The following is a 25,448-nucleotide window of genomic DNA, read 5'->3' as shown; positions in this document are numbered from 1 at the left end:
CGATGAGCCATCAGCGCCGGAAGATCTGGCGGATCGAGCCTTCCATCAAGTAGGCGATGCCCAGGCGAGCGCCGACCATCATGCCGAAGATCGCCAGCGGCCAGGACAGCGCCATCATCGAGCCGGCGGTGATGCCCTGTCCGATGGTGCAGCCACCGGCGAGAATGCCGCCTCCACCCATCATCACCGCACCGACCAGGTGCCGGCGCATTTCATGATGATCGTCGAAGGCCTCCCAGCGCAGCTCGCGGTCGAACAGCGCCGAGAGGAACGAGCCGAGCACGACGCCGATCACCGTTCCGATACCGAAATCGAGGAGGCCTTCGGGCGTGGTCAGGACCGCATAGAGCGCGCGGCCCACCGGCGACACGAAGGTCAGGCTCTGGGGCCGAGAATGGATCGCGAACTCGTCGATCGCCACCCCGGTCGCCCACCAGCCGGCCACGACGCCTAGGCCCAGCGTGCCGCCCGCGAGCAAGAGGCGGGGCGAGCGCCGCAGCCGCTTGTCGAGCGCCACGGCCAGAACGAGAAGAGTGGCTGCCGCGAGGGCAATGACGAGTCGCAGATCGCTGAAATCGAACCATGCCAGAACCGAGGGCAAATCGCCTTGCACCGCGCCGGGAACGCGGACCGCGATGGACTCCAGCCCTTCGATCCGCAGCGGCGCCAGGATCCCACGCAGCGTCGCGTAGGCGGCGGCACCGAAAACCATCATCACGATCAGGCTGCGCAGGTCGCCGGTGCCGAGCCGGATCAGCGATCCGAACCCGCAGGTGCCGACCAGCGCCATCCCGAGACCAAACAGCGTCGATCCCAGCAGGATCGCAAACCAGGGCACGGCGCTGGGGACGTAGTTCGACAGGCCGGGATTCAGGGCTCCGTACCAGACCATCACCTGCGTGCCGAGAACGGCCACGCCCAGAGCCAGGCCGAAGATGCGCAGCCGGCGGGTGTCGCCGCCGAGCCAGACATCCTCGATCGCGCCGAAGGAGCACAGGCGCGCCCGCCTCGCCGTGAAGCCGCAGGCCGCACCGATGGCGATGCCGACGAGTGCGATCGACCAGGCCGGCAGCGGCGCCATTCCTCAGATCGAAACCAGGGGAGGGCGCCCCGGCATCACTCGGCAGCCGGCGGCTTCGGCGGACCACAGAAGATGTCGTAGATAACCGCGATCACGCGGCGCACATCCTCATTGGCGAGGCTGTAATAGACCGCCTTGCCCTCACGCCGTGTCGTGACAAGTTGGTCGAGCCGCAGCCGAGCCAACTGTTGCGACACCATGGGCTGGCGCAGCGAGAGAATGTTCTCGAGTTCGGTCACGGTCCGCTCGCGCTCGGCCAGCAGGCACAGCAGCAGCAGGCGGTTTTCATGCGAGAGCGCCTTGAGAAAGTCGCTCGCCTTGCGGGCCTTGCGCATCAGCATGTCGAGTTCGGCGGAGAACTCCTCGCCGTCGCGCAGCTCGGCTTCGAGGGCCTTGGATACGATCGCGCTCATGGTCAATCCAGTCTCGCGGCGGTGCCGCTGCGGTGAATGGGGCTTGGCATGTCAGCAAGCATCTTGCCAAGCAATCCCCAGAAGGCATCGTCTCCCTGATAGCCGGTGATCCGACCTGTTTCGCGGCCGTCCTCGAACAACACAAAGGTTGGTGCTGCAATGACCGGTGCGGAGAGCCCGGCCAGGTTCGACCCGCCGGCTTTGAGCTCGATCCGCCGCAGCGGTGCCTGCTTTCCCTCGTCCGTCAGATGATAGGCCGGCGCGACCTCGCGCTCGAAGCGCGCGCACCAGGGACAGCCATCGCGGGTGAACATGACGAGCTCGGCCGCCATAGCCGCCATCGGCGCCAGGCTGGCTACGGTGAGGACGAACAGTGCGACGAGCGTGCCGGCGCGAGGACGGATGAAACCCATTGCAGTAACATAGTCGTATTCGTATGTTTATGCTAGACTAGGACTGTCGGCTTTTCCGCTCTGGAGCTTTGCCATGCTGACCCGTCGCACAATCCTCGCCGCCGGCCTGACGACGGTGCTTCCAGGCGCCGCCTCTGCGCGGGCGACGCTGGGCGAAGACGGGCTCTACAAGCTGGACTGGTATCTTGAGAGCTTTCTTGATCTCGGCGAGGACCTCGCGGCGGCGACCGCCGGCGGCAAGCGCTTTGCCATCCTCTGGGGTCTGAAGGGCTGCCCGGCCTGCCGGCGGATGCACGAGGTCCATCTCGCCGACCCGCAGACGGAACGCTACATCCGCGAGAATTTCGAGATCCTGCATCTCAACATTCTCGGCCAGCGTCCGGTGACCGATTTCGACGGGACCAGGCTCGGCGAAAAAGCCTTCGCCGCCCGCTATGCCATCGAAGGAACGCCGTCGATCCAGTTCTTTCCGGAGACGACGGAGGGCCTGGCGTCGAGAGTCCCTGTGGAGCGCGAGGTCGCGCGGATGCCGGGGCTGCCCGATCCGCGCGAATTCCTCGCCTGGTTCCGGTTCGTGCGCGAGAAGGGCTATGAGCGCGGCGCCTTCGCCGACTGGCCCGGGAACAGGCCAGCCGGAGGCTGAAGCGCTATTTGTTCACCGGCGACTCGGGATCGAACAGATAGGCCATCACGTCCTTGATCTGCTGCTCGTCGAGCACCTTGTTGGTGCCGAAGCGCGGCATGTTCGAGCAGGGCACCACCGCCATCGAATTGTAGATTTTGGTGTAGGCGTCCTTCATCGCCTCGGCGTCGTATTTCCGCTCCTTGCCATAAGCGGAGAGGCTGGGGCCGAGCGTGCCGTAGCTGACCTCCTTGGGGTCGAGTTGGTGGCAGGCGAAGCAGTTGCCGCCGGCGACGGTACCCGGCGGATCGGAGAACTGGCCGCCGCGGCCATTGTTGGCGACCGCATAGCCCTTCTTCCAGTCGCCCAGCAATTTGCCGTCGGCGGGATGGACGACCTTCGGCAGTTCGCGCTTGATGATCGCTTCCGCCTCGGCGGAGGAGACGTTGTTGCGCTTGGCGTTGCAGACGGCCAGCGACTCGTCGGGCGTGATCCGGGCCTGCCATTCGGGCGAGGCCTTGCCGAAAGTCGATTTGACGTAAGCCTCGATCGTGGCCTGGCTCGGCTTCTGCTGCGCGAGCGCCGGGCCGGCGATCAGGAGGGCGGCGCAGGCCGCGGTGACGAAAGCGGTTCTGGTCATCGTTTCCGTCCTCTCAGCGCTTGATCGAAGGCACGGCGATTTCACCGCCGGCGGCCTGCTTCTGCAGGAAGACCGTCAGTGCGGTCAGGCTGTCGGAGCCGAAATCGGGCACCGGCCAACGCTGCTGGCGGTAGCAGTCCCAGAGCCGGTGCTGCATCGTCCGCAGCGCGCTCTGCGAGACGCGGTAGGTCGGCCAGGACGCCATGGTCGCCTGCGCCGCGGCGCCGGGCACCGACAGGTTCGGCAGGCCCTGCAGACGGATGCGCTTGCCTTCCTCGGCGTGGCAGGTGGCGCAGGAGAAATCCATCACGCCGCCGCGGCGATAGAACAACTCCTCGCCGACGGCCGCCATCTCGATCTCCTTGGGGTGGTTGAGCTGCGGCTCGATCTTCATCCCGCTAGACTTGTTGGCAATGAAGGCGGTGAGGTCTTCCAGATCTGACGCGACGCCCGGCCCCGAGAAACGGCGTTTCAAGACGTCGGCGGTATCGAGCCCCTGCAGTTTGTCCATGCACCAGAGCAGCCGCTGCTCGGTATCCATGACGCGGTCGGTATCGGCGAAATAGCGTGGCAGCTTGGCGAAGGCGCCGTCGATCTTGCCGGGTCCCTCGCCGAGATCGCAGCCCTCCAGCGACGCCTTCTTGGCTCCGCGTGGTTCGGCCCACAGCGCCTCGCCGCGATCGACCGCAAGGAAGCCCGGGTTGGAGAACGGGTCCGACAGCATCTGCCGGTAGCGCTCGATCTCCTTCTCGCTGTCGTCCTGCGGCGGGGCCTGTGCGGTCAGGTGCCCGGCGGCCAGTGTCATGGCGGCCGCCAGCACAGCCGCTCCTATTGTGGGGAGCTTCATCCCTTGCCCTTTCGTTTCCTCAGGCGGCCGCTGCTTTGCGACCTTCGTTTCACATCCCTCTCTGTCGGAGGGACTTTACATTCATAGAAAACAATATCACGATACGTGCAAATGATGATCGCGTGGCGGCCCTGCCGTCAAGAGCGAAACACGAACATTTCCAAGGAGGAAGCCGATGCCATCCCAAATCGCGGGCCTGACCCGCCGCAGCACCCTCACGGCCGGCGCGCTCGCCGCTTTTGCGAGCCTTCTGGCGCCGCGCCTCGCCTTCGCAGACGAGAAAACCGTCATGGCGGAGATCAAGAAGCTCTATGGCGACAAGCCGATGGCCGAGGGCAAGATCAAGCTCGACGTGCCCGAGATCGCCGAGAACGGCCTCGTCGTTCCCGTCAATGTCGAGGTCGAGAGCCCGATGACGGAAGCCGACTACGTCAAGGCCGTCCACATCTATGCCGACGGCAACCCGCAGCCCGGCATCGTCAGCTACAGCTTCACGCCGGCCTGCGGAAAGGCTTCGGCCGCGACCCGCATGCGCCTCGCTCAGACCCAGAACATCGTCTGCGTTGCCGAGATGTCGAACGGCGCCCTCCACATGGCCAAGGCCAACGTCAAGGTCACCATCGGCGGCTGCGGCGGCTGAGCGTCCCTGCTCCCGCCCCATAAAAAACGACTTCAGGTGAGGACACTGCCATGACGACCAAACCCACCCCGCGCGTGCGCGTCCCGGCCAAGGCCGCCGCCGGCGAACTGATCGAGATCAAGACCCTGATCTCCCACGAGATGGAATCGGGCCAGCGCAAGGATGCGCAGGGCAAGACGATTCCGCGCAAGATCATCAACAAGTTCAGCGCGAGCTTCAACGGCAAGCCCGTGTTTTCCGCCGACTGGCACCCGGCGATCTCGGCCAATCCCTACCAGTCGTTCTTCTTCAAGGCGACGGAATCGGGCGAGTTCACCTTCGTCTGGAAGGATGACGACGGCTCCGAGTACAGCTCGAAGAACAAGCTGACCGTCGGCTGAACGAGCCGGCCTGCCGGGCCGGCGAGAATCCTGATGACGTGACGCGCGATGTCCAAAAGGACATTGCCGGTGGGCGGCGCTCGGCGTTCGCCCAGAGGGTGAATCATGGTCACGAGACGCGAATTTCTCCAGGCGACGGCCGCCGCCGCGGCGATTGCGGCAGCCTCCGGGCTGGGCCCGCTCGGGCGGGCGGTGGCACAGCAGAAACTGGCGCAGAGCGACATCCTGCGCTTCGATCCGCTGGGCACGCTGACGATCCTGCACGTCACCGACATCCATGCGCAGCTGATGCCGCTGCATTTCCGCGAGCCCTCGATCAATCTCGGCGTCGGCCCCGCCAAGGGGCAGCCGCCCCATCTCGTCGACGCCGAGTTCCGCGCGCATTTCAAGGTCGCGGCCGGCTCCGCCGACGCCTTCGCGCTGACCTCGGACGACTTCGTCGCCCTGGCGAAGACCTATGGCCGGATGGGCGGGCTCGACCGCGTCGCGACGCTGGTCAAGGCCGTCAGGGCGGAGCGTGGTGACGACAAGGTGCTGCTGCTCGATGGCGGCGACACCTGGCAGGGCAGCTGGTCTTCGCTGCAGACCAAGGGGCAGGACATGGTCGATGTCATGTCGGCCCTGAAGACCGACGCCATGGTCGGGCACTGGGAGTTCACGCTCGGCGCGGAGCGCGTCAAGGAAATCGCCGAGAGCGCGCCCTTCGCCTTCCTCGCTCAGAACATCAGGGACCGGGAATGGAGCGAGCCGGTCTTCCCGCCGCGCAAGGTCTTCGAGAAGGGCGGCGTCAAGGTCGCGGTGATCGGCCAGGCACTGCCGCGCACGGCTATCGCCAATCCGCGCTGGATGTTCCCGGACTGGGAGTTCGGCATCCGCGAGGAGGAGATTCAAAAGCAGGTCGACGAAGCGCGGGGCGAGGGCGCTGCCGTGGTCGTGCTGCTCTCCCATAACGGCTTCGACGTCGACAAGAAGCTCGCCTCGCGGGTCAAGGGCCTCGACATCATCCTCACCGCGCACACCCATGACGCGATGCCGGGCCTGATCCGCGTCGGCGACACCGTGCTCGTCGGCTCGGGCTCGCATGGGAAGTTCGTCTCGCGGCTCGACATTGCCACCAAGGACGGCAAGGTCAGCGATATCCGCTTCAAGCTGATGCCGGTCTTCTCGGACGCGATCGCCCCCGATGCCGACATGGCCGAGCTGATCTCCAAGGTGCGCGCGCCCTATGCCGCCGACCTCGCGAAGGAAATCGGCCGGACGGATTCGCTGCTCTACCGGCGCGGCAACTTCAACGGCACCTTCGACGACCTGATCTGCAATGCCATGTTGGAGCAGCGCGATGCCGAGATCGCGCTGTCGCCGGGCTTCCGCTGGGGTGGGACGCTGCTGCCGGGCGACGCCATCACCTGGGAGGCGATCACCAACGCCACGGCGATGACCTACCCCAACTGCTACCGCAACGAGATGACCGGCGCGCAGCTCAAGGAGATCCTCGAGGACGTCGCCGACAACATCTTCCATCCCGACCCCTATTTTCAGGGCGGCGGCGACATGGTCCGCATCGGCGGAATGGGCTACGCCATCGATGTCGGCCAGCCGATGGGCAGCCGCATTTCGGGCCTGACGCATCTGAAATCGGGCCAGCCGATCGATGCGACCCGCAAATATGTCGTGGCCGGCTGGGCCAGCGTCAACGAAGGGACGCAAGGCCCGCCGATCTGGGACGTGGTCCGCAACCATGTCGCCACGCGCAAGACCGTCAGCATCCGCCCCAACGACGCCGTCAAGGTCAGCGGCGCCTGAGCGCGCCTTGCCGATCCTGGGCACCACAACCATGGGACATCCGCCGATGAGCTCAGATCACAAGACCTCCCCACTCGACCGCCGGCGCTTTCTGGGCGCGGCCGGTCTCGCCGGCGCGGGGCTCGCCGCAGCCTCGCTGCCGCTGCGGGCGCAGGAGGCCAAGCCCGACCCGTTGATCACCGAGGTGCAGGACTGGAACCGCTATCTCGGCGAGGGCGTCGACAAGCGCCCCTATGGCACGCCATCGCCCTTTGAGAAGCACATCGTCCGCCGCGACGTGTCCTGGCTGACCGCCTCACCGGATTCCTCGGTCAATTTCACGCCGCTGCATGAGCTCGACGGCATCATCACCCCGTCGGGCCTGTGCTTCGAGCGTCACCATGGTGGCATCGCCGAGATCGACCCGGCCAATCACCGCCTGATGATCCATGGTCTGGTCGACAAGCCACTGGTCTTCACGATGGAAGACATCCGGCGCATGCCGCGCCAGAATCACGTGCACTTTCTCGAATGCGCCGCCAATTCCGGCATGGAATGGCGCGGCGCGCAGCTCAATGGCTGCCAGTTCACCCACGGCATGGTCCATAACGTCATGTATACCGGCGTGCCGCTGAGGCTGCTGCTCGCCGAGGCCGGGCTCAAGCCCACCGCCAAATGGCTGATGCTGGAGGGCGCCGATTCCTCCGGCATGAACCGCTCGCTGCCGGTGGAGAAGGCGCTCGACGACGTGCTGATCGCTTTCGCCATGAATGGCGAGGCGCTGCGTCCCGAACAGGGCTATCCGCTGCGCGCCGTGGTGCCCGGCTGGGAGGGCAATATCTGGGTGAAATGGCTGCGCCGCATCGAGGCCGGCGACAAGTCCTGGCAGGCGCGCGAGGAAACCTCGAAATACACTGACCTTTTGGCCGATGGCCGCTCGCGCCGCTACACCTTCATCATGGACGCCAAATCGGTGGTAACGAACCCCTCGCCACAGGCACCTCTGAAGCACAAGGGCCGCAACGTGCTCTCGGGGCTGGCCTGGTCCGGGCGAGGCACGATCAAGCGTGTCGACGTCACGCTCGACGGCGGCAAGAACTGGCAGGCCGCCCGCATCGACGGGCCCGTCCTCGAGAAGTCGCTGACGCGCTTCTACGTCGATTTCGATTGGGCCGGGCAGGAACTGCTGATCCAGTCCCGAGCCATGGATTCGACCGGCTATGTCCAGCCGACCAAGGACGAGCTGCGCAAGGTCCGCGGCGTCAACTCCATCTATCACAACAACGGCATCCAGACCTGGCAGGTCCGGCCCAACGGGGAGACCGAAAATGTCGAGATCGCTTAAGCCCGTCCTGTTCGCAGGCCTGGCCGGCCTCGCCATCCTCGGTGCCGGCCCGCTGATCGCCCGGACGGCCAAGCCTGCAAAGACTCTCACCTCTGCTCCTGCCGCCACCGCAACCGCTTCCAAGCCGGTGCCGCTCGGGCTGGGTCGCCTCGCACTGCCGGCCGAGATCAAGGCCTGGGACATCGATGTCCGCCCAGACGGTGTCGGCCTGCCGCCGGGCAAGGGCACGGTCCGGCAGGGCGACGAGCTCTTCCAGGCGCAATGCGCCAGCTGCCATGGCGAATTCGGCCAGGGCAATGGCCGCTGGCCGGTGCTGGCGGGCGGGCAGGGGACGCTCAAGGCTGACAGGCCGGAGAAGACGATCGGCTCGTTCTGGCCGGATCTCTCGACGGTTTACGACTATATTCACCGCGCCATGCCCTTCGGCAACGCCCGGTCGCTCAGCGCCGACGATACCTACGCACTCACCGCCTATCTCCTCTTTCTCAACGACATCGTAAAGGACGAGGACTTCGAATTGTCAGACAAGAACTTCACATCCGTGAAGCTGCCCAATGCCGGCGCCTTCTACGACGATGATCGCGAGACGTCCGAAAAAGCGTTCTGGGGCAAGGAGCCCTGCATAACGAACTGCAAGCCGGAGGTGAAGATCACGGGCCGCGCCGCCGTCCTCGACGTGACGCCCGATTCGAAATCGGCGCCGAAGGTCGATTGATGCGGAGCCCTCGGCAGTCGCCCGGCTGGATCAGCTTCGTCGCCTTCGCGGCCTCGCTCTCCGGCGGCCCCGCTCTGGCCTCCGGCGATGTCGCGCTGGGGGAGTATCTCTCCTCCGAATGCACGGCCTGCCACCAGACCAGCGGCCGGCAGGTCGGCGGCATTCCCGCGATCGTCGGCCACCCGGCCGACCAGTTCCTCGCGCTGATGGACGCCTACCGCGGCAAGCATCGCGAAAACCAGGTCATGCAGACGATTGCCGGCCGCCTGACCCGCGAGGAGTTGCTCGCCCTGGCCGCCTATTACGAGAGCCTGAAACCGGTCCGATGAAGCCAGCCTCCGCAGAGAGGCAAACGGAGGTCGAGATGACCAGTGCGCGCGACGAGACTTCACGCCGGACGGTGATGGCCGCGGCCGTCGCTGGCTTGGCCGGCATGGCGGCACCCGCGCTGGCGGCGCCGCGCGACCTCAAGCTCGCCGATCTGAAGAAGGAGGCCGATCTCGCCTGCGTCTATCATTGCGACTTCGGCGATCCGCCGCGCTTCGTCCAGATGCTGACCAACATCTCGAACCACTATTCCGCCTATGGGGCGGACCCCTTCGCGCTGCAGCTCGCCATCGTGGCCCATGGCCAGGGCGTCAAGTTCTTCCTCGAATCGCTGGAGGAAACGAGCTGGCGCGACGAGGTCATGGTCCCGAAGATCTTCGAGCGGGTCGAGGACGTCGCCAAGAACGGGCTCAAGGTCCATCTCTGCGAGATCACCTTTAGCCGCCTCAAGCTCGACAAGGCCAAGGCCCGCAGCGCCGCCTTCATCTCCTTCGTGCCCTCTGGTGTGGCGACCGTCGCCGCCCTGCAGTCGAAGGGCTTCGCCTACATGAAGATCGGCTAGGCCCGCCAAGAGGCCGCCGGGGACGCCATCCAACGGACAACCAACAAAAGAATCCGGGAGAGAGACATGAAGATCAATCGTCGTGCATTCACCCTGTCAGGCCTGTCAGCGGCGGCCGCGCTGGGGCTGGGCGCGCCGGCCGTCCTCGGCCAGGCCAAGCCGCGCGTCGTTGTCATCGGCGGTGGCGCCGGCGGCGCAACCGCCGCGCGTTATCTCGCCAAGGACAGCCAAGGCGCGATCGCCGTCACGCTGGTCGAGGAAAACGAGACCTACCAGACCTGCTTCCACTCCAATCTCTATCTCGGCGGCTTCAAGACCTACGACGAGATCGTCCATCGTTATGATGCGCTGGCGAAGGCCCATGGCATCGCCGTCGTCCGCGCCCGCGCCACTCAGATCGACCGCGACAAGAAGGAGGTCGTGCTCTCGACCGGGCAGCGCCTACCGTACGACCGGCTGGTCGTCTCGCCCGGCATCGATCTGAAATACGATTCCGTTCCGGGCTGGTCGAAGGAGGCCGAGGAGGCGATGCCGCATGGCTGGAAGCCCGGCCGCCAGACGCAGCTGATCAAGGAAAGGCTCGACGCGGTCCCCAATGGCGGGCTGATCGTGATGATCGCACCGCCCAACCCGTTCCGCTGCCCGCCCGGCCCCTATGAGCGCGCCTCGATGTTCGCCCATGCGCTGAAGAAGGCCGGCAAGGCCGACGCCAAGATCATCATCCTCGATCCGAAGGAGGCCTTCTCTAAGCAGGGCGTGTTCCAAGCCGACTGGGAGAAGCGCTATGGCGGGATGATCGAATGGCTCGGCCCCAAAGTGCATGATGGCATCAAGTCGGTCGATCCGAAGACCAACACCGTCGTCACGGGGTTCGAGACCTACAAGGACTGCGCCTTCGTCAACGTCATCCCCGCGCAGATGGCCGGCGAGATCGCCCGCAGCGCGGGCCTCGCCCCTGCCGGTGGTTATTGCGCAATCGACCCCGCGACGATGAAGTCGGCCGTGGACGCGCATATCTTCGTGCTCGGCGATGCCTGCATCGCCGGCGACATGCCCAAATCCGCCTTCTCGGCCAACAGTCAGGCCAAGATCGCCGCCATGGTAATAAGGGGCGAGGTGACCGGCGCTCGCACCTTCCCGGCACGCTACGTCAACACCTGCTGGTCGCTGGTCGACACCGACGACACCATCAAGGTCGGCGGCCGCTACGAGCCCAAGGACGGCAAGATCACGGCGACCGAAACCTTCGTGTCGCAGCCTGGCGAGAGCGATGCGCTGCGCAAGGACAACCAGGCCGAGAACCTGGGCTGGTACGCCGCCATCACCGCCGACATGTTCGGATGAGACGTCCCCCCGCACCGTGGCCTCCCGCGCGGTGCGACCTCCCTGGCCGCGCCCCCCCGGGTGCGGCCCCTTTTTTCACCTCTGACGAAGGACGACCCATGAAATTGCTGACCAGCGCCATTCTGATCGCCACGATCCTCGCCGCGGCCTCCGCGCAAGCGCAGGACATCGCCGCCGGCGAGCGCTCCTGGAACAAGTGCCGGGCCTGCCACCAGATCGGCGAGACTGCGAAGAACGGCGTCGGCCCCCATCTCAACGGCCTGTTCGGCCGCCATACCGGCGAAGTCGAGGGCTACAGCTACTCTGCCGCCAACAAGGCCGCGAACCTGACCTGGGATGAGGCGATCTTCGCCGAATACATCAAGGATCCCAAAGCCAAGATTCCGGGCACCAAGATGGTCTTCGCCGGCATCAAGAACGAGAAGGAAATCGCCGATCTGACGGCGTTCCTCAAGCAGTTCGGCAAGGACGGCAAGAAGCTCTGATTCCCTGCGGCCGGCCCTCAGGCCGGCTGGACGAAGCGATAGGCCGCGCCCTGCTTTTCTACGCGGCCGATCGCGCCCGGCAGATGGTAGCCGATGATGCGGGCCTTCTCGGCCACGGCACGCTCCAAAAGGGCGTGCCGTGTCGCAACCGCCCGGTCCGGCTCATGGTCGGAAGCCGGCCGCCAGTCGGGATGCGCAAACGAGATCACCGGATGCGTCAGCGCGTCGCCGACGACGAAAACCGGACCTTCCGCATCGGTGAAGCCGAAAGAGACATGGCCGGGCGTGTGGCCGGGTGTGCCGAAGGCGGTGATGCCGGGCGCCCAGTCCTGTCCGGCCTGCCGCGTTTCCAGCCGGCCGCCGAGTTCTTTCAGCACACGCTGCGCGCCCGCCGCGAAGGCGTGCCGATCCTCCGGCAGGCCCTCGTAGACCTTCGGGCTCGTCCAGTAGGCGACTTCGGCCGCGTCGGCAAGCCAGCGGGCATTGGGGAAGAGCGGCGTGTCGAAGTCGTCCAGCGCGCCCCAGAGATGGTCCGGGTGAAGATGCGTGAAGAGCACATGGGTGACGCTGTCGGGCGCGATGCCGGCCGTCTCCAGGCTGGTCGCGAGCTTGCCCGTTCCCGGCAGAAAGTTAGCGCCCGAGCCGCAGTCGAACACGATCGTCTGGTCGCCCCGGCGCAGGCAGGTCACGTTCAGCACGGTTGTCGATGGCCCGGAGACCCGCGCGACGCTCCTGATCGTCTCGGCTTCAACGTCGCGGGCGAGCATGCCAGCGGGCATCTCGAAGCCGCCATCGCTGAGGACCGTGACGCCAGCATTGCCACTGCCAACACCGGTCCGCGCGACAACCTGCGCTGACGCGGGCATATATGCCGAAGGCAGCAGCAAAGCCGCCCCTGCCGCGAGAACGCGCCGCCGATCGAACATCGAACCCTCCAGATTTTATATCGTTAAATCGGAATGTATCGAATTCTATCGCGTGTGCAAGGCAGCCTGTTGCGTCGGCCGCCGGCATGGCTCGCAGCCTTCGGCGGGGCACGGCGCCCGGCGGAGGGTCAGACGGTCGCCGTATCGCGACTGCGGCTGTCCAGCTCCGCGTTGTACCGGCGCAGTGCATACTGTTCGGTCAGAAGGCCGACGACCCTTTAACGTCGCCCGATCGTCGACGACGGTGAGCTCCTCGCTCTTGGACGATTCAAACAGGCTCGCCGCCTCGCGGACGTTCATCTGGGGCAGCAGCACATCCTTGGGATTCAACGCCAGCTCTGCAACGGTCTCGACATCGACCTCTGGCCCGTGTGCGTGAGCCGCTAGGACGATGCCGGCATAACGGCCTATCTCGTCGACGAGCATCGCGATCATAGTGGCTACGATCAGACCAGCACCCAGCCCAACCACGCCGGCGAGCAGGACCAGCCAGACCTCGTCCGTGCGGATCAGCCTTGGGAAACTGCGCCTGAAGCGAAGATACCGGGCGCGGCCATGCCGGAGCAGCCGTTCGAAGCTTCCGCGCGCAATCGGCTGGTTCGGGCTTTCGGACGGGTCAGTCATCGCTTCTTCGACCGTGATCTACCTTCCGTCGCCATAGCGCGGACATCGTCTCAATCGATTTTGGTATTGGCCTCGGCATCCAAACGGTTGAGGCGGGCATGCCGCCTCAGCAGATTCCGCAGTGCGGCGGGAAGCTAGGCGACGGCAACCACGAAGCATCGACCCTGACGGCGCGAACAGCGGCATCACCGAGGGCTCGGGCACGTGCTCGGACGTCTGCCGGTCACGCTGACCAACATCCTAAGCTGCTGGGCTGCAATCTTCAGCAGGGCACCCTGAAGCTGACGTTCCGAACGTCGGCTAGGGGCCAGAACCGCCGCCCCCGCGCCCGGGCGAATGCGCCAAGATCGCCGCCGAGAGCGAGTGGTGATCAATTTCGAGGTTGTACTCGCGCGCCAGCCGGTAACAGGCATTCTCGGCCGCGATATCCTGAGCCAACGCGGGCTCGACCGCCGGAAACGAACTCAGCGCTGCATAAAAGCTAAGGGCAACGTCAGCGGCGCTACCTCAAACAACTTCGCAAGATCCGCCACCGATCACATGCGATAGCCCTGTTCAAGACCCGTCCGGCGCTTGCCGGCTGGGGCACGGCTATGCATCAAATAACTGATTTCGGTCGTCATTTCAGTCGATTTCGACGGCTTGGCGCTGGGGCTGAGTATCCTCCCGCCCCAGCCAGCTTCTCCCAAGCGCCTGCAATCTTTGAGAAAACGCGCCAAACGGTAGCGTTTTCCACATCGTTGCTTCACATGGCTGTGAAACAGGACGATGTCGTGCCAGCCATTCCTCACGTGCTCCGTCCGGGCTCGGTTTCTCTCGCATCAGATCACCGCGCACTCAGACCTTCATGTCTTCCCAGCGGTCATGACCCTCAAGCTGTCGACCCGCCAGATCCAGTCCATCGCCAGGCACGTGTTCACGCAGCACCTCGAAGGGGGGGCGGGCCGGTTGAATGCGCGTTGAGCTATGTCGCCGGCCCAGCGATGGATCGCGACAGTCGGGCCGCAAGGAAATCGACAAAGGCACGGATGCGCGCGGGCGTCGTGGCGCCGCCAACGAAGACGGCGTGGATGATCTCGACATCGCCGGGATTGAACGCTTCCAGGATGGGCATGAGCCTTCCTTCGGCGATCTCCTGCGCGACGCTGAAGGCGCCGACGCGGGCGATGCCGACGCCGATCGCCGCAAGCTGGCCGAGCGTCTCGCCATTGTTTGCTTCGATGTTGCCCTTCACGGTCAGGGCGAATTCGCGACCATCGCGCAGGAAGGGCCAGACTGGCTCGGCGCGGCGAAAGTTGAAGTTGAGGCAGTTGTGCCGGTGCAGGTCCTCGGGCACCTGCGGCTCACCGAAGCGGGCGAGATAATCGGGCGAGGCAACGATCAGGCGCCGCGTCTCGCCGAGCCTGCGAGCGGTCAGAGTGCTGTCGGCGAGGAGGCCGAAACGCACCGCGACATCGGCCTGCCCGGCGGCGACGTCGATCACCGTGTCGGTGAGCGCGATGTCGACGAGAATATGCGGATAGAGCGCCGCGAACTCCCCTAGCAGCGGCACGATGCAGAGCCGCCCATGCGACAGCGCCGCACTGACCCGAAGGCGCCCGCGCGGCGCGCCCTGATCGGCGATCTGCTGCTCGGCATCGTCGAGATCGGCGAGGATGCGCCGCGCCGCCTGCAGATAGGCCTGCCCCTCCGCGGTGATCGAGAGCGCCCGCGTCGAGCGCAGCAGGAGCCGCACGCCCAGCCTGGCCTCGATGCGGTCGATCGTGCGGCTCACCGCGGACGGGCTCAGGCCCAGCAGGCGTCCCGCCGCCGAAAAGCTGCCCTGTTCGACGACGGCGGCAAACATCGCCAGCGAATGGGCCCTGTCGGCCCCCAACAGCATCTTTGCGTCCATCGCACATATCCTCGCCGGACGGGCCGGATAATCTGGGGAAGAGGCCGCCGCTATTTATGCAGCAGCCTATCAACGGAAGAGCAAGCCATGGAATATCGTCAACTGGGATCGTCGGGCCTGCGCGTTCCGGCCCTGAGCTTCGGCACCGGCACGTTCGGCGGCCAGGGGCCGCTGTTCAGCGCCTGGGGACAAAGCGATGCGCGCGAGGCGCGGCGCATGATCGACATCTGTCTGGAAGCCGGCGTGACGCTGTTTGATACGGCGGACGTCTACTCGAATGGCGCCTCGGAGGAAATCCTCGGCGAGGCCTTGCGCGGACGTCGCGGCGACGTCCTGATCTCGACCAAGACCGGCCTGCCCCTGGGCGATGGTCCGCAGGATTGGGGCGTGTCGCGTTCGCGGCTCATCCGCGCGGTCGATGCCGCACTGAAGCGCCTCGGCGCCGACCATATCGATCTGCTCCAGCTCCACGCCTACGACGCGTCGACCCCGGTCGAGGAGCTGATGGGGACGCTCGACCAGCTGATCGCGCAGGGCAAGCTGCGCTATGCCGGTGTCTCCAATTATCCCGGCTGGCAGCTGATGAAGGCGCAGGCGGTGGCCGATCGCCATGGCTGGGCGCGGTTTGTCGCGCATCAGGTCTACTACTCGCTGATCGGACGCGCTTATGAAACGGAGCTGATGCCGCTCGGCCTCGACCAGGGCATCGGCGCGCTGGTCTGGAGCCCGCTCGGCTGGGGACGCCTGACCGGCAGGATCGGCCGCGACAGGCCCGTGCCGGACGGCAGCCGCCTGCACGAGACCGAGCAGTTCGCGCCGCCAGTCGAGAGCGAGCATCTCTACCGCGTCATCGACGCCATCGAGGCCGTCGCCGCCGAGACCGACCGCACCGTGCCGCAGATCGCGCTCAACTGGCTGCTTCGGCGCCCGACGGTCTCTTCGGTGATCATCGGCGCCCGCAACGAGGAGCAGCTGCGCCAGAATCTCGGCGCCGTCGGCTGGTCGCTGACCGCCGAGCAGATCGCCGCGCTGGATGCGGCGAGCGAGGTGCTGCCGCCCTATCCCCACACGCCCTACCGGCAGCAGGAGGGCTTCGCCCGCCTCGCTCCGCGCGTCATCTGAGGTCTCGCCATGAAACTCAATCCTGGATTGATCGCGCTCTCGATCGGCGCCTTCGGTATCGGCGTCACCGAGTTCGCCCCGATGGGCCTGCTGCCCATCATCGCAGCGGATCTCGGCGTCTCGATTCCCAGCGCGGGGCTGCTGATCAGCGCCTATGCAATCGGCGTGATGCTCGGCGCCCCGCTGATGACCCTGACGACGGGGCGCGTGCCGCGACGAAAGCTCTTGATCGCGCTCGCCGGCATCTTCACCGCCGGCAACCTGCTCGCGGCTGTGTCGGACAGCTACGGCATGCTGTTGGCGGCGCGTCTGCTCACCTCCCTCAATCACGGTGCCTTCTTCGGCGTCGGCTCCATCGTCGCGGCAAGCCTCGTCCCGCCACAGCGGCAAGCGGGCGCGGTCGCGGCCATGTTCATGGGCCTGACCATCGCCAATGTCGTGGGGGTGCCCCTGGCCGCCTGGGCGGGCGAGCATCTCGGCTGGCGCGCCGCCTTCTGGGGCATCGCGGCGCTGGGCCTGGTGACCATGGCGGCCCTGCGGCTGACCCTGCCGCCGCTGCCTGCGCCGAAGGGCGCCAAGGTGATGGCGGAATTGCGCGCGCTGACGCGGGGCGACGTGCTCGGTGCGCTCGCGCTCACAGTCGTCGGCTCGAGCGCGATGTTCACCGTCTTCACCTATATCGCGCCGATCCTGCGGGATGAGACGCAGGCCTCGTCCGCCTTCATCACGGCGATGCTGTTCACCTATGGGGTCGGCCTGACCGTCGGCAACTGGCTGGGCGGCCGCTTCGCCGACCGCTCGGTCGACCGGACGCTGATCGTGACGCTCGCGTCGCTCACGGCTGTTCTCGTCGCCTTCGCGATGCTGATGGGCCACGCGGCCGCGAGCGCCGTGCTGATCTTCCTCTGGGGTATTGCGAGCTTCGCGCTGGTCCCGCCGCTGCAGGTGCGGGTGATGTCGGCGGCTTCGGAGGCACCCAACCTGGCCTCTGCCGTCAACATCGGCGCGTTCAATCTCGGCAACGCCTTTGGCGCCGCGCTCGGCGGCGGTGTCATCGCCGCCGGTTGGGGATATCCGATGGTGGCGCTGGCGGGAGCTGCGACCTCGGCGATCGGCCTCGTGGCGGTCTGGTTCAGCACGAGGCCTGATCGCGCCCGGCTGTGCCCGGGCATCAATCCATAGGTGTCTTGGGCACCGGGAGTTCGAGAGTCCCAGGGCTGTCGGATCCTGCAAAGCGATGGCGCCCGTTCTTGTGCGGCCGGGCGTCGTCGGCCAGCTCGCCGTGAACCTGCGCAACGACCGCTGCGCCATCGCCACCACGCGGCGCAAGATCAGCGCGCGCATGACGATTTCGCCAAGATTGGCCGAGCCGATGATCAGCGCCGGCAAATGTGCGGCATTCCAAGGGAATCGCCAGACAACCTTCCGCTCCCGCCTTGCCGGCGGCGAGCGAGCCACGGCCTGCAAGCTGGCTGATCTCGCCGGTGAATTGCCCGCTGCTGTGAACCGTGATGGGGTTCACGCGATGTCGAGCTGAAGGTCGACCTGACGGTCAGCCGCGCGAGGAACTGGTGTCGCGGGCGTTGGATATTTGCTTGTTGAATGGCCCGATCTCGAACTTCAACATCACCAATGTCGAGCTCGGCTCCCTGCCCTATCTCTGGGTGGGCTCGCCGCGTCTCGGGCTCCGATATCGCGACCTTCGCATCACATACGATCCTTACCCATGCGCGCAATACGCGGCATTTCGTCGAACTCTCCGCGCATTTCCGCGACAGCTTCGAACGACCGGTCCGGATCGTGCCGTCGAGCAACCTCGCTGCCAGCCTGCAGATGCCCCTCGATGGCCTGGGCATCGCGCCGATGTCGCGGACATTGGTGAACCCGTGGCTGGACAGTGGAGAGCTGGTCGAATTCCCTTATGAGGGGAAGCCAACCGCGCTGATTTTCACAGCATCATACGCCCACACGCCTGCCAGTTTTCGGCTCAAGCGAGCAGCGGAGCGGGCGGGCGGGAGAACAGGCAGCGCATCAGCATCATGGCAACAGCATCGGGCAGTTGGGCCGATAGAAGGCTCAACGGCGCGCACCGATAAGCGTTCTCTATCAAATAACATAGATAATAATCATTCGACGGCATCGGTGAGCATTCCTATCCTTTTTGGGATCAGGCAACGGAGACGATGCAACCATGTCCATTCTCGGGGCCCGCTTGGGTGTCGACATCGGCGGAACCTTCACGGACGTCGTCCTCCAACGGGACGGCAAGAGGTTCTCGACGAAAGTCCTGACAACCTACGCCGCGCCGGAAGACGCGATCATCGAGGGCATGCACCGGGTCTGTTCCAAGGCCGGCGTGCAGGTCTCCTCGATCGCGCAGATCATCCACGGCACGACGCTGGCGACGAATGCGCTGATCGAGCGCCGTGGCGCCAAGACCGCGCTGATCACCACCGAAGGCTTCCGCGACGTGATCGAGATGCGGACCGAGAGCCGCTTCGAGCAATACGATCTCAACATGACGCTGCCGCAGCCCCTGCTGCCGCGCAACCGGCGCTACACCGTCAGGGAACGCATGGATGCGCGCGGACAGGTGTTGATCCCGCTCGACCGCACCGAGGTCGAGACACTGGCAGACGAACTGCGCGAGGCCGGCTATGAGAGCGTCGCCATTGGGCTGCTGCACTCCTACGTCAACGACGCGCATGAGCGCATGATCCATGACGTACTGGCCGAGCGGCTGCCCGGCGTCATGATCTCGCTGTCGTCGGAAGTCTCGCCCCAGATGCGCGAATATGAGCGCTTCAACACGACGATCGCCAACTCCTACATCAAACCGCTGATGAAGAGCTATCTCGTCCGCCTCAAGGGCCGGCTCGAGGCGGAAGGCGCGTCCTGCCCGATCTTCCTGATGCATTCGGGCGGCGGCATCATCTCGCTGGAGAGCGCCTCGGAGTTCCCGGTCCGCCTCGTCGAATCCGGTCCGGCCGGCGGCGCGGTCTTCGCCGCCCATATCGCGGCCCAGCACGGCCTGGCGAAGGTCCTGTCCTTCGACATGGGAGGCACGACGGCAAAGATCTGTCTGATCAAGAACTACACGCCCAAGACGGCGCGCGTCTTCGAGGTCGCCCGGACCTATCGCTTCAAGAAGGGCTCGGGCATGCCGATCTCGATCCCGGTGATCGACATGGTCGAGATCGGGGCCGGCGGCGGCAGCCTCGCCCATGTCGACTCGATGAAGCAGATCCGCGTCGGCCCCGAGAGCGCCGGTTCCGAGCCCGGCCCGGCCTGCTATGGCCGTGGCGGCAAGCGTCCGGCGGTGACGGATGCCGACGTCGTCCTCGGCAAGATCGACCCCGATAACTTCGCGGCCGGGACGATCAAGCTCTTCGCCGATGAATCGGCCGCCGCGTTGAAAGCCGAGATCGGCGGCAAGCTCGGGATGGGCTCGGAAGAGAGCGCCTGGGGCGTCGCTGAGGTCGTCGACGAGAACATGGCTAATGCGGCCCGCGTCCATGCGGTCGAGAACGGCGAGGACCTCTCAGGTTACACCATGATCGCGTTTGGCGGCGCGGCCCCTTTGCATGCCGGCAGGCTTTGCGAGAAGCTCGGCATCGAGCGTTGCCTCGTGCCACCCGGCGCCGGCGTCGGCTCAGCGATCGGCTTCCTGCGGGCCCCGTTCAGCTTCGAAGCCAATCGCACGTTGTTCATGCGGCTGTCGCGCTTCGACACGCAGCGCGTGACCAGGCTCTTCGACGAGATGGAACTGGAGGCGACGCGGGCGGTGCGCTCCTGCGGCTGGAGCGGCGAAATCCTGACCGATTACAAGGTCTATATGCGCTATGCCGGCCAGGGTTGGGAAATCCCGGTAATGCTGACCTCGGAAGAGGCGCGCTCGGCAGATCCCTCCGTCATCCTGCAGCGCTTCGAGCATGAATACGTCAACCTGTTCGGGCGCACGGTGCGCGGCCCCGAGGCGGAGATCACGGTATGGTCGGTCAATGCCCAAACCCCCGCGACGTCGGTCGCTCCTGTCGAGGCCTTGAGCGTGACGCGGCCCGTGGCCACCCGGACGGCACGCAGCTTCTTCGATGCCGGGCTCGGCAAGCGGGTCGAGGCATCCGCCCATGACCGCGACGCTCTGCCGGCAGGAAGCGAAGTCTCCGGCCCCAGCATCATCACCGAAGACGAAACCACCATCATCCTGCCGTCGAGCCGCCTCGCCGTCACATTGAACGACGGCTGCATCGACATCCGCCTGCAGCAAGCCCCGAAGGCCTCGCATGCGGCCAACGCGAAGGAGGCCGCCCATGTCTGAGATCTCGAAAGTCGCCTACCAGGTGATGTGGAACCGCCTGATCTCGGTCGTCGAGGAACAGGCGCAGGCGCTGATCCGGACCTCGTTCTCGACCTCGGTGCGCGAGGCGGGCGACCTCTCGGCCGGCGTCTACAACGAGAAGGGCCTGATGCTGGCGCAGGCGGTGACGGGCACCCCCGGCCATGTCAACGCCATGGCCGACGCGGTCGCGCATTTCATTCGCAGGATCGGGCGCGACAACATCTGCGAAGGTGACGTCTACATCACCAATAATCCCTGGGAAGGCACGGGCCATCTGCACGATATCACGATCGTCAGCCCGTCCTTTCATCAAAAGAAGCTGGTCGGCTTCTTCGCCTGCACGGCCCATGTCGTCGATGTCGGCGGGCGAGGCTTCGGTGCGGATGCAAACTCTGTCTACGAGGAAGGCCTGCATATCCCGATCATGAAGTTCGTCGATCGCGGCACGGTCAACGACACGCTTGAAATGATCATTCGCGGCAATGTCCGTGAGCCCGATCAGCTTGTCGGCGACATCTACGCGCTGGCGACCTGCAACGAGATCGGCCATCGCCGCCTGATCGACATGATGGTCGAGTTCAAGCTCGCCGATCTTGCCGGCATTTCCGACTTCATCCTGACCAATTCCCGGCAGGCGACTCTCGACAAGATCGCAGCATTGCCGCGTGCCCAGGCAGAGGGTCACATGCGGATCGACGGCTACAGCCGGCCGATCGACCTCTGCGTCAAGATCACGATCGAAGAAGACGGCGTGCTCTGCGACTGGGCCGGCACCACCGGGGTCGACAAGAACGGCATCAACGTGCCGCTCGTCTACACCAAGGCCTATACCTGCTATGCGCTGAAATGCGCGATCGCGCCAGAGATTCCCAACAACGCGGCCTCGCTGGAGCCGTTCCGGATCACGGCGCCGGAGCATACGATCGTCAATGCGGTCTGGCCGGCCCCGGTCGCGCTGCGCCACATCATCGGCCACATGGTGCCCGACACGATTTACGACGCGCTCGACAAGATCCTGCCGGGCGTCGCGCCGGCAGAAGGAGCAGGCAGCCTCTGCAACTTCCAGGTCTCGCTGCGGCCACGCAACGATGCCGCCGTGCCGGCCGATGCCGTTCGTGCCGAAGTCCTGACCTTCAATTCCGGAGGCTCAGGCGCCCGGCCCACGCTCGACGGCATGAATGCCACCGCCTTCCCCTCCGGCGTGATGACGATGCCGGTCGAGGCGACCGAACAGGTCGGCCCCGTCATCGTCTGGCGCAAGGAGCTGCGGCCCGATTCCGGCGGCAATGGCCGGCAGCGCGGCGGCCTCGGCCAGCACATGGAGGTCGGCGCCTGGGAAGGTTACGAGTTCGACATGCAGGCGATGTTCGACCGCGTGCACCATCCGGCTCGCGGCCGGCGTGGCGGTGGCGCTGGCGCGCCGACGACGATCGTGCTCGACGACGGCACGGCGATGAAGGGCAAGGGCAAGCAGTTCGTGCCGCATGGCCGCAAGGTGATCATGGCCTTCCCCGGCGGAGCAGGCTATGGCGCGCCGGGAGAGCGGCGCATGGAGAGCGTCGAACGTGATCTTGCCCTGGGCTACATCACGGCCGAGATTGCGGCTTCAGAATACGGGCTGTCCAAAGAGCGCGTGGCCGAAGTGCAGGCCATCGCCCGTCGTGGCGAGCTGCCTCGCTAATGGTGAGCGCGCACTCATCTGCGCAATGAGGGCAAGGCGATGCAGATGCCCCCGAACCGGTTCCTGGCGTCGATACGGGGCGGGCAACCTCAGATCGGACTCTGGCTCAGCCTCGCCAGCGCCTTCGCCACGGAAGCTGTCGCAAGCTCCGGTTTCGACTGGGTGCTGATCGACGCAGATCACCGCCCAACGACCTGAACTCCGTGATGGCGCAGTTGCAGGTTCTCGCCGCCCATCCGGTCACCCCCATCGTGCGGCCGGACTGGAACGACCTCGTGCTGGTCAGGCGGCTGCTTGATCTCGGCGCGCCGGGACTGCCACAACCGCCAGAAACGAACGCAGCGCTGGACAAAAAACTGGAGGCAACGTCAGCCCGCTATCCAGCGAGCGTGCTCTGCAGGAATGCGATCAGACGCGTGTCGTCGCCATAGGCGATGTTGACCCGCATTCCCGGCCGCGTCTGCTGGCGATCGGGGAAGAAAACCGTGCCGGGCGCGATGAAGATGCCTTGCTCCGAGGCGAGGCGCGCCAGCTCCAGATCGTCGAGGCCAGGCTCGAAATCGGCCCAGAGATAATAGCCACCGGTCGGGGCTGCGAAGACCGGCAGGCCAAGCCGGTCGAGGTTCTGCAGCGTGCGCGCGGTCGCCCGCTCGATGCGCTCGCGCAGGCGTTTGAGATGGTGCCGGTACTGCCCGCTGGCGATCAGCTCGCTGACCATCCGCTCAAGGTAGCCCGAGCTGTTGACGACCGTCAGCATCTTCATGTCGGTCAGCGAGCGGCAGATGCTGGGGCTGGCGGCGACATAGCCGACGCGCAGGCTGGCAGAGAGCGTCTTCGAGAAGGTGCCGAGATAGATCACGCGCTCGAGCTGGTCGAGCGCCGCCAGGCGCGGCAGGCTTGCCGGGAGGGCATCGGCAAAGACATCGTCCTCGACGATGGTGAGATCGTGTTTTGCCGCGATCTGCAGTAGGCGATGCGCGACCGGCAGCGACATTGAACCACCGGTGGGATTATGCGCAGCTGATTGCGTGAAGAAGGCTTTCGGCGCGTGCCGAGCAATCTGCAGCGAAAGGTGGTCGAGATCGGGGCCGTCGGCAAGACGTTTGACGCCGACGATTTCGACCCGCGCGAGCTTTAGCTTGCCAAACAGCGGATAATAACCCGGGCTATCGACCAGAACCGTATCGCCAGGCTGCAGCAGATGCCGGATGATCAGGTCGAGGCCATGATTGATGCCGAAGGTCAGCAGCACCTGCTCGGGCGAGACATGGATGGAGCGCTCGGCCAGCATCAGCCCGATCTGTGACCGCAGCGGGCCATAGCCGAGCGGATCGCCATAGCCATGCTCGATCGGTCGCTCTCCCTTGCCGGTCTTGAGGCGCAAATGCCGGCCTAGCTCGGAATCCTCGGTCCAGGAGGCCGGAGGACGCCCGTCACCGACGCGGACGGGATGGGTCTGGCGCAACTGCTCGCGCAGGAGTGAGACGATGTCGATCGCCTCCATCATGTGCGCCGGTGGGGCTTCGATCGCGTTGCGACCGGCGGCCCGGACATAGAAGCCGGAACCGGGTCGCGCTTCCAGCCGCCCGAGAGCGACCAGACGATCATAAACCTCGACCATCGTGTTCTTGGAAACCGCGTATTCCAGAGCGGCCGCGCGCAGCGACGGCATGCGCCGACCCGGCTGGAGCTGACCAGCCTCGATCGCGCGCGCGATGCGGGCGATGATGCGGTCCGTGCGGCTGACATCAGCGCCATCGTCCATCGCGCGGCCTCCGATTGTACCACTCGATCGACTGGTACGCCGAATGGGATCGTACGGGTAATTGTGCCTTGTTCCTCTTGGGTCTTTGCGAGAGCCTGTCAACAACAAGCAGGCAACGAGCCCGATCGCGGGCGGAGGAAACACCATGACGACGGCTGAGGCGCGCGCTGACGGCGCGCGGTCCGTGAATTCGCGCATCGAGAACTACCGCAACCTGTCTTGCCTGGAACGGCTCGACCAGGCGGTTGCGGCCGCCGGTCTTTCGGCCGCTGACCGTGCCCTTCTGGCGACACCCGGAGCGCTGCCGCTGATGCTCGCCAATGGCATGATCGAAAATGTCGTCGGCACCTTCGAACTGCCGCTCGGCATCGCCACGAATTTCACCGTCAACGGCAAGGATTACCTGATTCCGATGGCGGTCGAGGAGCCCTCGGTCGTTGCAGCCGCATCCTACATGGCCCGGATCGCACGCGGCTCGGGTGGCTTCCTGACCTCCAGCAGTCTGCCGATCATGCGCGCGCAAGTGCAGCTCATCGGCATCAGCGATCCCGAAGGTGCGCGCCACAAGCTGTTGTCGGCGCGCGATGAAATCGTCGCCGCCGCCAATGCCAGGGACAAGGTGCTGATCTCGCTCGGCGGCGGCTGCCGCGACATCGAGGTTCATGTCTTCCCGCAGACGCCGCGTGGCCCGATCGTGGTGATGCACCTGCTCGTCGATGTCCGCGACGCGATGGGGGCAAACACGGTCAACACCATGGCCGAGACGGTCGCGCCGATCGTCGAGCGCGTCACCGGCGGCACGGTGCGGCTGCGCATCCTATCGAACCTCGCCGATCTCAGGCTCGCCCGCGCCACGGTTCGTATTCCCGCCGCGGCGCTCGCCACGCCCGACTATTCGGGCCAGCGCATGATCGACGGCATGCTCGACGCCTACACCTTCGCGGCGATCGACCCTTATCGCGCCACCACCCACAACAAGGGCATCATGAACGGCATCGACCCGGTCGTGGTCGCCACCGGCAATGACTGGCGTGCGATTGAGGCCGGTGCCCATGCCTATGCCGCCCGCGGCGGCCGCTACACGTCGTTGACGACCTGGGAGCTCTCCAAGGACGACGAACTCGTCGGCTCGATCGAGATGCCGATGGCGCTCGGCCTCGTCGGCGGCGCCACCAAGACCCACCCGCTGGCGCAATGGTCGCTACGGCTGATGGGCGTCGCGACGGCGCAGGAGCTGGCCGAGGTCACCGTCGCGGTCGGTCTCGCCCAGAACATGGCGGCGCTGCGCGCGCTCGCCACGGAAGGCATCCAGCGCGGCCACATGGCGCTTCATGCCCGCAACATCGCCATCGTCGCCGGCGCGGAGGGCGCCGAGATCGAAGCGATCGCGGCCGAACTCGCCCGCACCCATGACGTCCGCGTCGACCGCGCCCGCGAGCTGCTCGCCGAGCGCAGGAAAATCTGACGCCGAGCACCATTGCCTTCCACTCGCCTGCCACGA

25 protein-coding genes and 1 pseudogene are annotated in these 25,448 nt (G+C 65.7%); 16 read left to right on the top strand and 10 right to left on the bottom strand.

Features of this window, described 5'->3' with window-relative positions:
• Positions 1-10: 10 nt before the first annotated feature.
• The 3 genes from AE618_RS07400 to AE618_RS07390 are packed head-to-tail and all read right to left on the bottom strand — an operon-like array spanning position 11 to position 1,907.
• Positions 11-1,081, bottom strand: a complete 1,071-nt coding sequence (locus tag AE618_RS07400; protein WP_054208406.1) for a YeeE/YedE family protein — start codon at positions 1,079-1,081, stop codon at positions 11-13.
• A gap of 35 nt (positions 1,082-1,116) precedes the next feature.
• Positions 1,117-1,494: an ArsR/SmtB family transcription factor gene (locus AE618_RS07395; protein ID WP_054208405.1), complete on the bottom strand. Its 378-nt coding sequence runs from the start codon at positions 1,492-1,494 to the stop codon at positions 1,117-1,119.
• Between the two features lie 2 nt (positions 1,495-1,496).
• Positions 1,497-1,907, bottom strand: a complete 411-nt coding sequence (locus AE618_RS07390) for a hypothetical protein (RefSeq protein WP_054208404.1) — start codon at positions 1,905-1,907, stop codon at positions 1,497-1,499.
• A 73-nt stretch (positions 1,908-1,980) separates the two neighbouring features.
• On the opposite strand from AE618_RS07390, the gene AE618_RS07385 reads away from it, so the two are divergent.
• Positions 1,981-2,550, top strand: a complete 570-nt coding sequence (locus AE618_RS07385; protein ID WP_054208403.1) for a thioredoxin family protein — start codon at positions 1,981-1,983, stop codon at positions 2,548-2,550.
• Positions 2,551-2,554: 4 nt separating this feature from the next.
• Here the strand turns inward: AE618_RS07385 and soxX are convergent, their stop codons facing one another.
• Together soxX and soxA are read right to left on the bottom strand one after the other, a co-directional pair.
• Complete coding sequence (soxX, locus tag AE618_RS07380; protein WP_054208402.1) at positions 2,555-3,169, bottom strand: sulfur oxidation c-type cytochrome SoxX; 615 nt, start codon at positions 3,167-3,169, stop codon at positions 2,555-2,557.
• A gap of 13 nt (positions 3,170-3,182) precedes the next feature.
• On the bottom strand, positions 3,183-4,016 hold the full coding sequence (gene soxA / locus AE618_RS07375; protein WP_082365072.1) for a sulfur oxidation c-type cytochrome SoxA: 834 nt from the start codon (positions 4,014-4,016) through the stop codon (positions 3,183-3,185).
• A 175-nt stretch (positions 4,017-4,191) separates the two neighbouring features.
• Between soxA and soxY the strand changes: the two genes are divergently transcribed.
• The 9 genes from soxY to AE618_RS07330 all read left to right on the top strand — a co-directional run bounded on the left by soxY (position 4,192) and on the right by AE618_RS07330 (position 11,596).
• Positions 4,192-4,656: a thiosulfate oxidation carrier protein SoxY gene (gene soxY, locus AE618_RS07370; RefSeq protein WP_054208401.1), complete on the top strand. Its 465-nt coding sequence runs from the start codon at positions 4,192-4,194 to the stop codon at positions 4,654-4,656.
• A 50-nt stretch (positions 4,657-4,706) separates the two neighbouring features.
• A complete protein-coding gene (soxZ, locus tag AE618_RS07365) occupies positions 4,707-5,036 on the top strand; it encodes a thiosulfate oxidation carrier complex protein SoxZ (protein WP_054208400.1) in 330 nt (109 codons plus the stop codon).
• Between the two features lie 105 nt (positions 5,037-5,141).
• A complete protein-coding gene (gene soxB, locus AE618_RS07360; protein ID WP_054208399.1) occupies positions 5,142-6,839 on the top strand; it encodes a thiosulfohydrolase SoxB in 1,698 nt (565 codons plus the stop codon).
• 46 nt (positions 6,840-6,885) lie between these two features.
• On the top strand, positions 6,886-8,163 hold the full coding sequence (gene soxC, locus AE618_RS07355) for a sulfite dehydrogenase (RefSeq protein WP_054208593.1): 1,278 nt from the start codon (positions 6,886-6,888) through the stop codon (positions 8,161-8,163).
• Positions 8,147-8,878 (top strand): c-type cytochrome, encoded by a 732-nt coding sequence (locus AE618_RS07350; protein ID WP_054208398.1) that lies wholly within the window; start codon positions 8,147-8,149, stop codon positions 8,876-8,878. Before soxC ends, AE618_RS07350 begins: the two co-directional genes overlap by 17 nt.
• Positions 8,878-9,207 carry a c-type cytochrome gene (locus AE618_RS07345; protein WP_054208397.1) on the top strand — a complete coding sequence of 110 codons (330 nt, stop codon included), beginning with the start codon at positions 8,878-8,880 and terminating at the stop codon, positions 9,205-9,207. Before AE618_RS07350 ends, AE618_RS07345 begins: the two co-directional genes overlap by 1 nt.
• Positions 9,208-9,242: 35 nt before the next feature.
• A complete protein-coding gene (locus tag AE618_RS07340; RefSeq protein WP_054208592.1) occupies positions 9,243-9,767 on the top strand; it encodes a DsrE family protein in 525 nt (174 codons plus the stop codon).
• A gap of 66 nt (positions 9,768-9,833) precedes the next feature.
• Positions 9,834-11,111, top strand: a complete 1,278-nt coding sequence (locus AE618_RS07335) for an NAD(P)/FAD-dependent oxidoreductase (protein WP_054208396.1) — start codon at positions 9,834-9,836, stop codon at positions 11,109-11,111.
• Between the two features lie 98 nt (positions 11,112-11,209).
• Positions 11,210-11,596, top strand: coding sequence for a c-type cytochrome (locus AE618_RS07330; protein WP_054208395.1), 387 nt, complete (start codon positions 11,210-11,212; stop codon positions 11,594-11,596).
• 17 nt (positions 11,597-11,613) lie between these two features.
• Here the strand turns inward: AE618_RS07330 and AE618_RS07325 are convergent, their stop codons facing one another.
• The 3 genes from AE618_RS07325 to AE618_RS07310 all read right to left on the bottom strand — a co-directional run bounded on the left by AE618_RS07325 (position 11,614) and on the right by AE618_RS07310 (position 15,040).
• Complete coding sequence (locus tag AE618_RS07325; RefSeq protein ID WP_210166448.1) at positions 11,614-12,375, bottom strand: MBL fold metallo-hydrolase; 762 nt, start codon at positions 12,373-12,375, stop codon at positions 11,614-11,616.
• Between the two features lie 192 nt (positions 12,376-12,567).
• Positions 12,568-13,146 carry a CBS domain-containing protein gene (locus AE618_RS07320; protein WP_054208393.1) on the bottom strand — a complete coding sequence of 193 codons (579 nt, stop codon included), beginning with the start codon at positions 13,144-13,146 and terminating at the stop codon, positions 12,568-12,570.
• Between the two features lie 964 nt (positions 13,147-14,110).
• Positions 14,111-15,040, bottom strand: coding sequence for a LysR substrate-binding domain-containing protein (locus AE618_RS07310; protein ID WP_054208391.1), 930 nt, complete (start codon positions 15,038-15,040; stop codon positions 14,111-14,113).
• Positions 15,041-15,127: 87 nt separating this feature from the next.
• Here AE618_RS07310 and AE618_RS07305 point away from each other — a divergent pair, with 87 nt between their 5' ends.
• Together AE618_RS07305 and AE618_RS07300 are read left to right on the top strand one after the other, a co-directional pair.
• Positions 15,128-16,162 carry an aldo/keto reductase gene (locus tag AE618_RS07305; RefSeq protein ID WP_054208390.1) on the top strand — a complete coding sequence of 345 codons (1,035 nt, stop codon included), beginning with the start codon at positions 15,128-15,130 and terminating at the stop codon, positions 16,160-16,162.
• 9 nt (positions 16,163-16,171) lie between these two features.
• Positions 16,172-17,344: an MFS transporter gene (locus AE618_RS07300; protein WP_054208389.1), complete on the top strand. Its 1,173-nt coding sequence runs from the start codon at positions 16,172-16,174 to the stop codon at positions 17,342-17,344.
• A gap of 135 nt (positions 17,345-17,479) precedes the next feature.
• Here the strand turns inward: AE618_RS07300 and AE618_RS28775 are convergent.
• A pseudogene (locus AE618_RS28775) lies at positions 17,480-17,678 on the bottom strand (thioredoxin reductase); the annotation flags it as partial.
• A 675-nt stretch (positions 17,679-18,353) separates the two neighbouring features.
• Here AE618_RS28775 and AE618_RS07290 point away from each other — a divergent pair.
• From AE618_RS07290 to AE618_RS27875, 3 genes are read left to right on the top strand one after another with little or no spacing between them, the layout of a single operon-like run.
• Positions 18,354-20,480: a hydantoinase/oxoprolinase family protein gene (locus AE618_RS07290; RefSeq protein WP_054208387.1), complete on the top strand. Its 2,127-nt coding sequence runs from the start codon at positions 18,354-18,356 to the stop codon at positions 20,478-20,480.
• On the top strand, positions 20,473-22,182 hold the full coding sequence (locus tag AE618_RS07285) for a hydantoinase B/oxoprolinase family protein (RefSeq protein ID WP_054208386.1): 1,710 nt from the start codon (positions 20,473-20,475) through the stop codon (positions 22,180-22,182). Before AE618_RS07290 ends, AE618_RS07285 begins: the two co-directional genes overlap by 8 nt.
• 39 nt (positions 22,183-22,221) lie before the next feature.
• Positions 22,222-22,380 carry an aldolase/citrate lyase family protein gene (locus AE618_RS27875; protein WP_156330160.1) on the top strand — a complete coding sequence of 53 codons (159 nt, stop codon included), beginning with the start codon at positions 22,222-22,224 and terminating at the stop codon, positions 22,378-22,380.
• Positions 22,381-22,558: 178 nt separating this feature from the next.
• Here the strand turns inward: AE618_RS27875 and AE618_RS07280 are convergent, their stop codons facing one another.
• Positions 22,559-23,947: a PLP-dependent aminotransferase family protein gene (locus AE618_RS07280; RefSeq protein ID WP_054208385.1), complete on the bottom strand. Its 1,389-nt coding sequence runs from the start codon at positions 23,945-23,947 to the stop codon at positions 22,559-22,561.
• A gap of 145 nt (positions 23,948-24,092) precedes the next feature.
• Between AE618_RS07280 and AE618_RS07275 the strand changes: the two genes are divergently transcribed.
• A complete protein-coding gene (locus AE618_RS07275; protein WP_054208384.1) occupies positions 24,093-25,412 on the top strand; it encodes a hydroxymethylglutaryl-CoA reductase, degradative in 1,320 nt (439 codons plus the stop codon).
• Positions 25,413-25,448: the final 36 nt, after the last annotated feature.

The organism is Allobosea vaviloviae, from assembly GCF_001298265.1.
Classification (GTDB): Bacteria; Pseudomonadota; Alphaproteobacteria; order Rhizobiales; family Beijerinckiaceae; genus Allobosea; species Allobosea vaviloviae_B.
This window is presented reverse-complemented; position numbering and strand designations above follow the sequence as displayed.